Source organism: Pseudoalteromonas sp. MelDa3 (assembly GCF_002863625.1).
Taxonomy (GTDB): domain Bacteria; phylum Pseudomonadota; class Gammaproteobacteria; order Enterobacterales; family Alteromonadaceae; genus Pseudoalteromonas; species Pseudoalteromonas arctica.
In genome coordinates this window covers 42,310-55,560 of sequence record NZ_PJBR01000006.1, presented here as the reverse complement: position 1 = coordinate 55,560, position 13,251 = coordinate 42,310, and the positions used below count along the sequence as shown (strand labels likewise).

Annotated in this window: 12 protein-coding genes; 3 read left to right on the top strand and 9 right to left on the bottom strand. The window is 39.2% G+C overall.

What is annotated here, in order from left to right; genetic code table 11:
* Positions 1-43 precede the first annotated feature (43 nt).
* The 3 genes from CXF89_RS01825 to CXF89_RS01815 form a co-directional block, all read right to left on the bottom strand.
* Positions 44-553, bottom strand: a complete 510-nt coding sequence (locus CXF89_RS01825) for a hypothetical protein (RefSeq protein ID WP_121953642.1) — start codon at positions 551-553, stop codon at positions 44-46.
* A gap of 99 nt (positions 554-652) precedes the next feature.
* Positions 653-1,102, bottom strand: a complete 450-nt coding sequence (locus CXF89_RS01820; RefSeq protein WP_010555493.1) for a low molecular weight protein-tyrosine-phosphatase — start codon at positions 1,100-1,102, stop codon at positions 653-655.
* Between the two features lie 34 nt (positions 1,103-1,136).
* A complete protein-coding gene (locus CXF89_RS01815; RefSeq protein WP_007583795.1) occupies positions 1,137-1,643 on the bottom strand; it encodes a DUF3087 domain-containing protein in 507 nt (168 codons plus the stop codon).
* Positions 1,644-1,799: 156 nt separating this feature from the next.
* On the opposite strand from CXF89_RS01815, the gene CXF89_RS01810 reads away from it, so the two are divergent.
* From CXF89_RS01810 to CXF89_RS01800, 3 genes are read left to right on the top strand one after another with little or no spacing between them, the layout of a single operon-like run.
* A complete protein-coding gene (locus CXF89_RS01810) occupies positions 1,800-2,435 on the top strand; it encodes an energy transducer TonB (protein ID WP_121953641.1) in 636 nt (211 codons plus the stop codon).
* Positions 2,436-2,449: 14 nt separating this feature from the next.
* Positions 2,450-3,058, top strand: coding sequence for a sigma-70 family RNA polymerase sigma factor (locus tag CXF89_RS01805; protein ID WP_121953640.1), 609 nt, complete (start codon positions 2,450-2,452; stop codon positions 3,056-3,058).
* The gene (locus CXF89_RS01800) at positions 3,045-3,668 is read left to right on the top strand and encodes a hypothetical protein (protein WP_121953639.1); all 624 of its coding nucleotides are present in this window, start codon (positions 3,045-3,047) and stop codon (positions 3,666-3,668) included. Before CXF89_RS01805 ends, CXF89_RS01800 begins: the two co-directional genes overlap by 14 nt.
* 147 nt (positions 3,669-3,815) lie before the next feature.
* Here CXF89_RS01800 and CXF89_RS01795 read toward each other — a convergent pair whose 3' ends face one another.
* The 6 genes from CXF89_RS01795 to pbp4b form a co-directional block, all read right to left on the bottom strand.
* Positions 3,816-5,525 (bottom strand): hypothetical protein, encoded by a 1,710-nt coding sequence (locus tag CXF89_RS01795; protein WP_121953638.1) that lies wholly within the window; start codon positions 5,523-5,525, stop codon positions 3,816-3,818.
* Complete coding sequence (locus tag CXF89_RS01790) at positions 5,509-7,251, bottom strand: hypothetical protein (RefSeq protein WP_121953637.1); 1,743 nt, start codon at positions 7,249-7,251, stop codon at positions 5,509-5,511. The genes CXF89_RS01795 and CXF89_RS01790 overlap by 17 nt, the downstream gene beginning before the upstream one ends.
* A gap of 120 nt (positions 7,252-7,371) precedes the next feature.
* The gene (locus CXF89_RS21140) at positions 7,372-7,518 is read right to left on the bottom strand and encodes a hypothetical protein (protein WP_175413907.1); all 147 of its coding nucleotides are present in this window, start codon (positions 7,516-7,518) and stop codon (positions 7,372-7,374) included.
* 340 nt (positions 7,519-7,858) lie between these two features.
* Positions 7,859-9,601: a potassium/proton antiporter gene (locus CXF89_RS01785; protein ID WP_121953636.1), complete on the bottom strand. Its 1,743-nt coding sequence runs from the start codon at positions 9,599-9,601 to the stop codon at positions 7,859-7,861.
* A 415-nt stretch (positions 9,602-10,016) separates the two neighbouring features.
* Positions 10,017-11,393, bottom strand: coding sequence for a Na+/H+ antiporter NhaC family protein (locus tag CXF89_RS01780; RefSeq protein ID WP_121953635.1), 1,377 nt, complete (start codon positions 11,391-11,393; stop codon positions 10,017-10,019).
* 191 nt (positions 11,394-11,584) lie between these two features.
* On the bottom strand, positions 11,585-13,243 hold the full coding sequence (gene pbp4b / locus CXF89_RS01775) for a penicillin binding protein PBP4B (RefSeq protein WP_121953634.1): 1,659 nt from the start codon (positions 13,241-13,243) through the stop codon (positions 11,585-11,587).
* Between the last annotated feature and the right edge of the window lie 8 nt (positions 13,244-13,251).

Genomic DNA, 13,251 nt, shown 5'->3' with positions numbered 1-13,251 from the left:
TTATGCGCCTTTTTTAATACCAACTAATACAAATTCTACGTAGTTAAAATTCGTAACTTACGCTAATACCGCCATCGGCTCTTTTTTCGTTGCTGTCGCTTGTTTTGCCATAGCCCACATCTAGCTCTAATCTAAAACCAGCGCTGTTCAATCCATTAAAGTTATAGCTGTACGTAAGCCCTATTCCGTTTGTTGTTTCTTCATCAAAAATACCGCCAATTACACAACCTAGCGTATTAGCAAAGTCAGTTGCTACATCATTAGTTGAACCTTCACACTCTTGGTCTGTATCTCTTGCACCAATAGCGCCCACAAGCGCGCCAAAAGCATGCTTTTTATTATCGCTTACTGCTTGTTCAAAACCTGCAGAAAATCCATCATCAAGGCCTAGTTTATAGTTTGCATACCAGCGTTGTGTGTCGTCGTTAGCCGACAAAGACACTTCAGGAATAACTAAGTAAGGATAGCCACCCCCAATCGAAAAACTAACATCGTTAGCAAAAGTAGAACAAGAAGCGATAGATAAAGTGAGTAGTAATATTTTTATTTTCATAAAGTTCCCTTTGAGTAAGCATAAAATGTACTTACTTTAGGGACGCTGTGCAATACGACAAAAAGCTCGTTAAATTTAGCTTTAGTAATAAAATAGGGATTAAATTTTAGCGAGTATTTTATCGCTAGCCGCTTCTATTAAATCGAGCACATTTTCAAAGCCATCATCGCCGCCGTAATAAGGATCGGGAATAGCGCTTTGGGCTTGCTCGCCATATTCTAAAAATAGCGCCAGCTTATAGCGTAAATGCTCAGGGCATTGCGCTGTTAAATCAGCTAAATTTTGCGTATCGGCCGCTAAAATCAAATCAAATTCAGTAAAGTCGCTTGTGCGTACTTTACGCGAATAAATACCTTTAAAACTATAACCGCGCTTCTCCCCTGCAGCCATTGAGCGACTATCAGGCGTTTTACCTTCGTGGTAACCAATAGTCCCTGCCGAATCGACTTTAACGTTAACACCTAGCTTTTTAGCACGGGCTTTTAATACCGCCTCTGCGGTTGGCGAGCGGCAAATATTACCTAAACAAACTATGAGTACTTTTTTCATTAAGGCTCCTCTAACTAATTTAAAAACCTAAGCTTTAAAACTGTTTTAAAATACTTGCGTCGTAATCTTCAACGTTAAGCGTTACGTTATGTTGCGCTGCAACAGATTCAAGCTCAGCTTGTTTAATAGCTAAATCGTCCATAGTGATTAGATTATCGTCTAGCTGCCACAATAACCGAGAGCCCGCATAGCTATAATGAATCGCTAATAACGCATCGGCATTACCTTCACGGCCAGCGGCTTTTAACTTAGCCATTTTACGGGTTATTTTGTTAAGTGCTTTTTTAAGCTCCCACACATAAACAACTTCAGTCATAAACGTATGAGTACGGTATTTATGAAGTAACCACGCAAGCCCAACGCTAGTAATAGCAACGCCTATTAAGTTCCAATGAAAGTGGCTACCACTTTCATCAGGAAATAAAGCAATCAGCGTTTGCGATATAGCCAAGCTGCCTACCGCCAAACCAATACCACATCCTGCAATAACACGGTTTAAATGTTTACGGTAACGTGCTTTATTTATTTCAATGAGTTGCATAACAGCCTAAAAAGTTAATAAGTAAAAGAATGCGAATGGCTATTGTAACTAAACCCCACATTTTTTATAAAATTATTTCACCCCTTTTTGATTTGCCACCCGTTATAGCTTTGAAAACACCCTAATTGTAGTGGTCAATAAAATTTGGAGCGGCTTATGCACACACTTGAAGTACCTAACAACCCAATATTTATTAAAACATCGACTGCCGTTATTGGCGGCGCCGCAATGACCTTTGCTGCTTTTGCGTTTATGCAATATTTAATAAGTGGCGAGCAACGCGCACCGGTTAAACCGGGCGGCGATATTATAGTAGAGATTTTTCAAGCGCCTGAGGATTCAAAGCTAAGGCACATACAAAAAATACAGCCACCACCGCCAATGCCTAAAGTGCCGCAAAAAGCTCCACCGCTTGATACATCAGCCGATCCTGTGTTGGCAATTAGCGACTTTACGCCGATTACAATTGACGATTTTGGTGGCGACATTAACAACACCATTAATCGCCCAACAGGGGATGCAACACCCATTGTGCGCATTAACCCTAAATACCCAACCACAGCAGCGCGCGATGGTATTGAAGGTTGGGTACAACTAAGCTTTAGTATTTCGCCAACGGGGGAGGTAATCGACCCAGTAGTTATTAACGCCGAGCCAAAACGTACCTTTGACCGCGAAGCAATAAGAGCCATTAAACGCTGGAAATATCGCCCCAAAGTAATTGAAGGTGTGGCACAATTACAAACAGGTCAAACTGTACAGCTCGATTTTAAATTAGATAACTCTATTTAACGGACTAAACGCCTATGCTACTAAGTATTAAGTCATGGTTATTTGAAACGCCAAGCAAGGACTGTATGGCAAGTTACGCAAAAAGTGGCGACAATCGTTACTTAGAGCAGCTTATTGCCCTCTACAGTAACGACTTATACCACTACCTTGTTACACAATCTAATACGCATTTAGCATACGACGTAAGCCAACAAACATGGCTAAAATTAATCGAAAAACGCCACCTTTATCAAGCGCAAGCCACACCCAAAGCGTGGTTATTTAAACTTGCCCGCAACACACTCATTGACGAATGCCGCAGGCAACAACGCTTTGTAGAGTTTGACGAAAACACGCATTTAGCAGCACAAAATGATAAAAGCGAAAGCGACTTAAATAGCAGTGACTTAACTAGCAGAGACTCGCATATAGGAAGCTCAAACATAAGCTATGACGCGTTCGACGCCGCACTTAAACAACTGAGTTTTGTACAACGCGAAGCCATTACTTTACAACAAGAAGGCTTTTCGCTCACCGACATAGAACTTATAACGCAAAGCAGCCTCGAGACCATTAAAACAAGGCTGCGCTATGCCAAGCAAAATCTTAAACGTTTATTAGGAGCAAACAATGAACAAGCCTGATGAGCCGCTTGATCAAAAGCTCACACAACACTACAAAGAGCGAAAAGCGCGCACTACACTTACAAGTGATCAGCAAAAAGTGCTACTTAATAAAGCCACGCACACTAATCCTAAAAAGATCGGCTTTACGCTACAGCTAATCAGCCTAGCCTGCGCACTGGGTGTGTTTGCATTTATTGTGTTTGATAATAACAACATAATAAATACAGAGCCCAAAACCGTGCTTAACAGCGTACTTAAGACTATAGACATTCACGACTATTCAATTATTAAAACACACGAAATAAATCCATCCGGCAGCTACGCAAGCTCTATTACAGAGCAAAAACACGCACTCGACAGCCAATTCGCTAATGATTTACGCCGCCACCAACAACGCCACATAGAATACGGCACTCTAGTGAAGGTAGATAACGACTGGTACATAGCCAGCTGTAATGACGAGGTGCTCGTGCAAATTAAGCGTTCGCTGTTGAGTGATTTAAAAGGTAAACACGCGGTCGAAAGTAATATAAATACAGGCGACATGCTCGCCATGGCACATAACGGTAAAGGGCAGATTATTGCGCTTAAACATGCGGGTAATGGGGTTAGGCAGTGTGGGGCTTAGGTGGTTTGGGATGGTGATAATTTAAATAGAGAATTACCACCAAGAACACAGAGGCACTTACCGCTGCGCAGAGTAGAGTTAATGAACATAAATTTTTATTTAGTATTTAGTATTTAGTATTTAGTATTTAGTATTTAGATTAGATAATTAACAGGCTATTTTGGGTTCCACCTGCTCTGGAAATAGCAAATTAAATGGTATTGGATAACGATAATATCGACAAGCCACTAAAACCAATGGCATATACCCCTGCTTTACCGCCGTTAGTCCCCAAAAAAAATTAGAATGTTTACACTCTTCTTCGACATGCTTTCTAGCCAACTTGCCATTTATAGGAAAGTTAGTCGTTGCGACTCCATGTTGATTAGCTCCTGAAAATAAATAATCTTCTGATATTTCATTCGGGTACCAATATTGGAGAGTACAGTGCTTCAAATTTTTATCGCAAAATTCTTCTAATATTTCTGCTAAATCAGGCGTGTCGTACAAATTGCAGAACAAGGTTATAGCGGGATAAAGAACACTCGCTTTAGTCATCGACTCTTTATAATCCATATCCGTTTTTTCTTTGTTGCGATGTTCTAGTAATTGTTCGTATGTATACAGGTTTGTGGGATACATACCATTTGACTCATAAGAGAAAGTTACTCGGTCAATAATGGTATCCAACCAACTTTTTACAAAGTCATCATCGTGACTATTTTGGTATAAAAGGTGAAGCGCTAATACTAAATCTATCGCCTGGTCATCTTTATAAGGTGAAAACAATAAAGGATTATTAATGACTAAATGATTTATTGCTCTTTTAACTTTACTTAATTTACTTTGGAGTACTTCGAATTCATCACTTTCAAATTTTTCCGAAGTATCATTTTCATACAACTTAGTAAGTTCAAATAGTAACCACTGCCCTCTAGTAGCTAAACGCCCTAAAATATCAAACAATTTCAAATTAATGCTTATTGAGCATGGTGCCGAAACTAAATGTGATATTGCATGCTTTTTATCTACAAATGGGAATACAACCTTCTCAAAATAAGCCTCGGTGATTGTATGATAGGTTTGTAAAAGCCCGTCAAATGAATTACGGATCGGCTTTTGATTAAGATTGTCTTTAATTGAGCCCCATGTCACAAGTAAAGAATATTCAGCCAATTGAAAAGATGCCTCTAAATTACCCTGTTCACGGTGTTGACTAAATATTAGCCACAAAGCTAAATTCACTTGATTAATAGCTTTAATAATAGCTGCTGGCTTCTTATCTTTATCAAAAATGAATTGTAGTAATATGCTGAAGTACTTTCTAGATTCTATTGGTTCATCAATTAAAGCTATAGATTTATGAAGTAGTGGTTGCCAGCCAATAGGAAAAAGAGCTTCGGTAAACATGTGTTCAAGAATCAGACCTGCTAGTTTATCGCCATTCCATTCTTCAAAAGATAAATCCGCCCTTGTATTTCTTCGGATATATCCTGTGACGTCTTGCCTAATACCTGTGCTAATGTGGCCACCAAAACACAAACCAATAACGACAGGCTTAGACTTGTGCTCAAGCGGAATTCGACTATCTATAAATGAATCTTGAATCTCTTCTAAAGACCACCGGAGAGATTGGTGTGAATCACCTATCCAGGTGCTACGAGTTAAGTTTTTTTCTTTAACTGAGAATAAATAAACTTTATCAACATCACCATTTATACTGCCCACAGCAGCAACATCTACACCGTATTCTTTAAACCCTCTAGAGGGTTTTATAAATACATTTAATCCCATCTGGCTTAACAAATCAGGTAAAATAATATCTAATTCATCCCTTTCCTTTAATGAGGCTAAATACTCCTTAAGCATCTTTTTCATTTATGAACCTCTCACAACGGAATACCCTCAGCATAATATCTAAACCTTCAGGATCAATCACACTCATTTTTGGCATTTCATAAGAATAACGCACTGAGTGCATCGTATTTTTTATGCGTTGATTTTTATTTCCCAAAGCTGAAGGTGTGACAACATCATTACCATATAAAATAGTTTGTGTTGTAGCGATTAAATCAACTATAGAGCCTTTCCTTGCTTCACTCATACTTTGAGACATTTTCTCTTCAAAATCTTGCCAGTAAATATTAACTTCTTTTTGAGAAACACTTAGTTCTTTTACATTTTTAATGTCTTTAAAATCTGCTTGATAGCGTTCTAAATCGGATAAAAGCTGGTTAATAATAGTCAGAATATCATTATCAGCATTCTCAATTTTTTTTGTCAGGAAGTCTTTGCCTTTCCCTGTATAACTAAGAAGTAGTGGATCATAAAGTAATTGGGTTATCTGCGTTTTTAAATCTGCTTTTGTATGAGGAATAATAGAAAGTAAAAAGCTGATAGCAGCATTGGGGGTATAAAAAAGCCAACCAACAGTCTTTCTAACCAAAAACAGAAACTCGTTATCCGTAAGCGGTAAAACTGATTCATCAATTGAGAGTTCAATCAAGTCTCTATCACCTTTAGTAATTACATCATGCAACGCACAACACAGTTGAACATCTCCTATTAAAAGCCATTTTGTAACTATTCTATTTAAAAAATCTGAATTTCGCTCATTCACAAGCTCATGATCTAGGTGCTGAAAATCGCTAACTTTAAGCTCATTATTTTTTATAAGTAGGGTTTCAAGTAAATCTTCTACTAAAGAACATTTCTCACCATTAATTTCATTTATAATAAAATAGGACAAGTGATCTAGTGTTTTAGATTGAGCTGGCGTTGTATTTTTGAAATAAGGTATTAGAAATGTAACGACGTTATCAGGAAGATCTTGTCCATTAAAAGCTGCTAGGTATGAAGCTTCTTGTATTACCAAATGTTCATATTTCTGAAGACATTGTTCAAACAATAACTGGGCTTGAGGCCATAATATGGGAGTTTGTTTCGCAATAAGAAAAGCTGAGCGAAAAATTTCAGATTTTTCAGAACTACCTGTTTCAATATTTAAAGCGCTTTCTAATAGCTTTAGACGAACTGATGGCATATCTAAATCATTCAATGAGACCCGACCTATAGCCGAATATATCTGTAATCGTATACCCGCACTTTCGTGCTTGATCAACGTCGAAAGTTGTTCTATTACCCATGAAGAGTCGAGTTTCGCAGCACCCATTATTGTATTAGCTAATAAAGGATAACTATTTTCCGGTTGCTCTAATATAAAACTTAAACCAGCTTTACAACGATCTAAATTTTGCTGGCAAAACAAAAAATAGGCTTGTTCATAATCGCCATAAACTAATTCTTCATCTTTTAAGTGAACGAATACATTAACAACATCAATCACAGTAGTATCAAGTTTGGGCAATACAGAACAATAGGCAAATGTCAGACTTGAAGAGTTATAATTATTTTCTTGATTTGTTAGCTTTAGTAATTGCTCATTCAGATCCAAGATTTGATTATTGTGGAGATACGCCAACTCTTCAGCTATTAAACTATCTTTATTACGAATATCTCTGAAATCCAAGTCATTTAAAAACTTAAGTAAGGTATCGTTTTTTACCGCATCCTCTAGAGTCGCTTTTATTTCCGCCTGTTCCATTGCAGAACCTTTGAATTAAGGGATAGTATTTAATCCCACTTTAAATTGACAGATACCACAAGTCAATTGAGGAGAAATATCATCACTCTAAACTAAGCTTTTGAGTTAGCGCTTATTTATTTAATTTGCAAAACCCGCTGGGCTAGATTTTGCATCCCATCCCTCAGAGTCAGGTCTTATTTCTTGCCAAACTAAAACATAAATTTCACGTTTAACAATTTTCCCGACATCGCGACATGAAAATAGGTAGTTGATGAGTAATTTCACGCATTGGTATCTTATCTTCACCATTTACTTTCACATCTATCAATATTTGAAGGGAGTAATGTGATGCTCGGTGGTACAGGGAAAGCTCAGGGGATATAAGCGTCAGTATACCTTTGCCGCTGTCGCCAGCACGATAAAAACCTGAATGAGGTTTTATGTTGTATTTAACTTTCAGGCTACCGCCCGACGCGCCAGCAAGCTGTTCACCTACAATAAACACTACATATAACTAGCTTTGGAGGTGCTCATTGCATTGGCGATCCGTTGGGTTTCGTGTCACTCAACCCAACCTACGCAGCTATAAACATGATCCTAGCGCTAAATAAATCATTGTTAATGATTACCGCTTTAAAAGTCGTTTTTCTGGATTGTTTAAATACTTTAGACCAATGGTAACTATGCGTGTATGCACCATTGTTATAACGCGTATTTGCACATTACCAATAACAACAATATCGCCTTTACTGACTTCTCCTGAAAGCTTTTGGTTGATCACTTCTTCCAAGCTTATCTCTTCTGGGGCGTCTATTTGCATGTGATAAGAGTAAAATATATCCCCTACCAACGTTACCCCTTTCACTTTAAGTTCGTTGTGCGCTAAGTGGCTATCTTGATGGTTTGTTTTATCGGTTGCTGTAAAAACTAAATCAACAAAAGGTCTGTTATCTGGTTTTAAAACAACAAATAAGTGATCGTTTGCTTTCAACTTAGTTGAACCTCGTGGCGGTATGATTGACGGACCCCGCGTGATCATAGCAACAACCACACTTTCAGGAAGTGCGGCATGTGACAAGCTGCGCCCAGAAACCCGAGAAACGTCACTTAAGGTGTATTCTACAATTTCTATATCAATATCGTTTAGTGCTGTAATTTCGAGCGTTGCAGCGGCTAGGTCGGGCGGCGGCTCTACTAAATTTAGTTTTTTAGCCATCCAAGGCATTGTTGAGCCCTGTAACGTGGCTGAAATTAACACCACGAAAAAAACGACATTAAAAATAAGTTCAGCCCCTGAAAGGCCAAATAGTAATGGGAATATAGCTAAAATAATGGGTACTGAGCCTCTAAGGCCAACCCAAGATACAAATAAGGTTTCGCGATTATTAAAGCCAAACAGTTTTAAAATAGGCGCTACAGCTAATGGGCGAGCAACAAAAATGAGTGCCAGTGCAATAAGCAGTCCTTCTAACCATACGTCAACCAACGACGACGGGTTAATAAGGAGTCCTAATACAACAAACATGGTTATTTGCCCAAGCCATGCTAAGCCGTCATGAAACAGAAAAATACCGCGTTTATATACAAACTTGCTGTTACCTAAAATCACGCCGGTTATAAATACAGCTAAAAACCCACTGCCGCCGAGCGTTGCAGAAAGGCCAAAAGAAAGCAGCCCAAATGCGGTTACCATCACTAAATACAAACCCGATGCATTTAGTTTAATTCGATTAATAAACCAAACCGATACCTTACCAATTAAAAGACCACAAATAGCGCCAACACCCATTTGTTGAGCAAATAGCTGTAGTAAATCCAGCCCTATTGGCATGTCGTTAACGAGCATTTCGAGCAATCCAACTGTTAGAAAAATAGCCATTGGATCGTTCGAGGCACTTTCTATTTCAAGCGTCGATTTAAGCTTTTTGTTTAAGTGAATACCCGCACTTCGTAAAAGCGCAAACACTGCTGCAGCATCTGTAGAGCCAACAATAGCGCCCAGTAAAACACCTTGTAATATGGGCAGGTCTAAAATATAAGTGGCCACAAGACCTGTAATTACAGCGGTAAATAACACCCCAATGGTTGCTAAAGCAGACGCGGGTTTCCACACTTGTTTAATTGAACTGGTAGGCGTTTGTAAGCCGCCATCAAATAGAATAATGGCAAGCGCAAGAGTACCCAAAGCATGTGCGGCCTCAGCGTTGTCGAATGAAATACCTGCAATACCATCTTCACCTGCGAGCATGCCTACAAGTAAAAATAGCACCAGCACAGGTAAGCCAACGCGTGCAGATAACTTGCTCGAGATCACTCCTAGTAAAATTAATATGGCACTAACGAGAATGATATTATCAATTGCAAACATAGTGTGGATTTACAGCCTTATATGAATTATACCAATCCGCAATAATACTTAGTCATTTTGCGGGGCTAAACGTGTCGCTACCTGCGTTAAAAAATTCTCATTTAGAACAACTAAATAGCGAATTTTTTGCCTAGCTATCAACACGTTTTTCCAGCCTCAAAATAGATTACTTAATTAAGCGAATTGGTATTAAAAAGTAAGAATTTATAGCTATTAAAAAGCTTAAAGCTCATGCTATACAATAACCTAAAAAATATAAATACGGGTAATTAAGTCTATAATTAAATAGTTTTTCTAATAATTATAGAGCCTTTGAGTTTGGTATTGCTTGGCTCTATCTTAATTAGCTTTATTTATTTTGAAAACAAAAAAGCCTGCGACTAAGCAGGCTTTTGAGTATTTAAATAATCAAATTTTACAAAACAATAATGCTTGTTACTAAGTACGCTAAAAACGTAAGGCCACCACCAAATAAGGCGTACGGTAGCTGCGTTTTAACGTGAGTGAGTAAGTCACATCCCGATGCAATAGCCGATACAGCGCTGGTGTCGGATATAGGCGAGCAATGATCGCCAAATATACCACCACCCAAAATAGCACCAACAACAAGCGATGGCGGTAAACCTAGCGCTTGAATAAGTGGCACACCAATTGGGATTAATATAGCAAACGTGCCCCACGATGTACCTGTAGTAAACGACATTACTGCGCCAGTTAAAAACAGCACCGGTACTATTAAGTAAATAGGTAAGTAGTCGCCAACAAGTGACGCTACAAATACGCCAGTACCCAGCTCTTTTAAGCTTGCGCCAAGTGTAAGCGAAAGCAGTACAATGGCGACTAGCGGCATTAATTCGCCCATACCTTTAAAACCGGTATCAACTAACTGATGATGGGTAAATTTACGCGAACCAATCATTAAAAAGTACGCTACAACAATGGCTAAAACTGTTGCGTATAATACTGATTTAGAGCCACTACCCTCTGCCAACACACCATTACCGGTGTAATACATAAAGCCAACCATGCTGGTAATAAGCGTAATAAGCGGGATTAACATGTAACGCGCTTTAGAGGCTTTTATTTCATCTTTTACGTCGGTTGTTTGAAGCTCTAGTTTTTCTTCGGCTTCTTTCATTGGGCCGTGCACCTTATCGAACGCGATTGTGTAAAAAACAATGGCAAGGGTAATTATGGCGTAAAAGTTATACCCCACGCTGCCCCACAATACCGATACAGCCGACTCACCTAGCTCGTAGTTACCTAACAAACCAAGTACAAATGCACCCCAGCCGTTAAGTAGTATTAAAATACACACTGGCGCACTGGTGCTATCAATAATATACGCTAGACGCGCTCGGCTCATTTTAAATTTGTCGAATAAGCCACGCGATAAAATACCCGAGGTAAGTACGCTAAGGTTAGATTCTATAAACACCGCAATGCCGGTAAACATGGTTAAAAAGCCCACTTGGCGCTTACTTTTTGCAATGCCTTTGTTCATTAGCATATTAACAGTTGCTGCAACGCCGCCAGATTCGCGAATATAGGCAAGCAGTGCACCAATTAAAATACTAAAAATTAGTATGCGTGTATTACCTGGCGAGCTGGCAACCGAAATAATACGTTCAATGGTATTTAAAAAAGTATCAAACAAGCTATTACCTTCGCCCTGAAAGGCGAGTAAAAACTCAGAAGAAGCAACAGCAACAAGTAGCGCCATAATCACTTCTTTTCGCCAAAACACGATAGCAATCGCAATTAGCGGCGGTAAAATAGAATACCAATGCATAAAAAGTTAACCTTAATTATTAGCGAGTAGACCTCGCTTTGTACGCGTTTTAACGCTTATTTGTTAAGCCTAACAACATAAACCGGCTTAGTTTTATAGACCGCTTAGCTTAATGGATTGGCTTACTCAAGTCACCTGTAAATAAGCCACTTAAGGTGGCACAGTTAGTACGTTTTAACCTATACGATAGCTTATTGATTTAGTAGCGCTTCATAAATAAGCGACACCACCGATCCGTACTGTGCGGTTTCAAATCGTTTGCCTGTAAATTCGTAACGTTTTTGCGAGCCTTTAATTGCACTATGGCGAGCATTAGTAAGTAAAACAATAGCCAAGTCGTAAGCGGGGTCAATTACGGTCACTGTACCTGTCCAACCTGTGTGCCCATAAGCTTGCGCGCTTGCGTAAGGGCCAAAATGCCAACGCCTTGCTTGGTTGTTACCAGCAAGCCTAAAGCCAAGCCCGTAGGTTTCGTCGCTGCTTTGAGGCGTTAAAAATTGCGCTAAGGCGCTTGCACTAAATAATTGTTGGTCGCCGTAGCCGCCATTATTTAATAATAGCTGGCAAAGCACAGCTAAGTCGTGAGCGTTACTAAATAGTCCCGCATGCCCTGCTACGCCATCAAGAGAATAGTAAGCGCGCTCGTCATGCACTTGGCCTTGTAAAACATTGGTGCGAACATTATCAAACTTAATGCGCCCGTCTCGTGTGTTGCCGCTAAGCTCAGTGGCTGCAAATTGCTGCGGCTTAAAGCCTTTTTTAAGTGGATTAAATAACGTGTTAGTTAATTTTAGTGGCGCATACACTTGCTGCTCTAGGTATTCGTCAAGAGGCTGCCCTGTAATACGCTCAATTAGCACACCTAAAATCATGTAATCAATATCTGAGTAAATAGGCTGACCAGATGATTTACTACTAAAAGGCACGCTGGTAAGTAATAGCTGTTTGGTGGTTTTACTGTTTTGCGAATAAAACGCGTCGCCGTAGCTGCCATCTTTACGATGAAAGTCAAATACTGGCGGGTATCCGGCGCTGTGAGTAAGTAAATCTTTTACTTTACGTTGTACTCGCCCTTCGCCTTTATACTCGCTTAGGTAGCTTTGCACGGGTTTATTAATATTCAATAACCCTTCGCTTACTAATTTCATAAGTGCAAAGTTGGTGGCAAATATTTTGGTGTTTGAGGCAAGATCAAACAAGGTATTAGTTTGCATTGGCTCTGGGCGAAGTAGCATTAAATCACTTTGCTGATATTGCTTTGCATCGCCATAGGCGGTTAATTTTATTAGCTCTCCATTTTTAACAACGGCCAACACAGCCCCAGGAAAACCCGCTTTTACATCGCGTTCAATTAATGCATCTACTTCAGTAAAATCTACGAGCTTTATTGGCTCATCGCTTAAAGTAGGAAATGCAAAACGTAGCGTTAAACTTGCGCCAACAGGGAAAATATTTTCAACTTTAAAAGTATTAACACCATTGTGAGTATTTTTTGCCAAACTGTAATTGTATAGAGTGTTGGCGCTCAGTTGGCTAACGTCGAGCTTTTGATTATTAATATAAATATCGGCACTTTGTGCGTTGTGGTTTTGTATTAATAATTGCCCGCGCCCTTTGTAAGCTTTAAACGTTCCTCGGTTATTTACATAAAACCGGCTACTTGGATTTACCTCAGGAAACGTTACAACCACTTGTGCATTAGGCAGCTCTACAAGTTGGCTCTTTGTAAGTGGTAGCACCGAGCTAATAGGCTCAGGTGGTGTACTACAACCCACAACAATAAAGCTTAACGCCGCTATAAATGCTTTTTTTATATAACTACACCTTTGATTTTTTAAAGCAATAAACATGCTTAGCC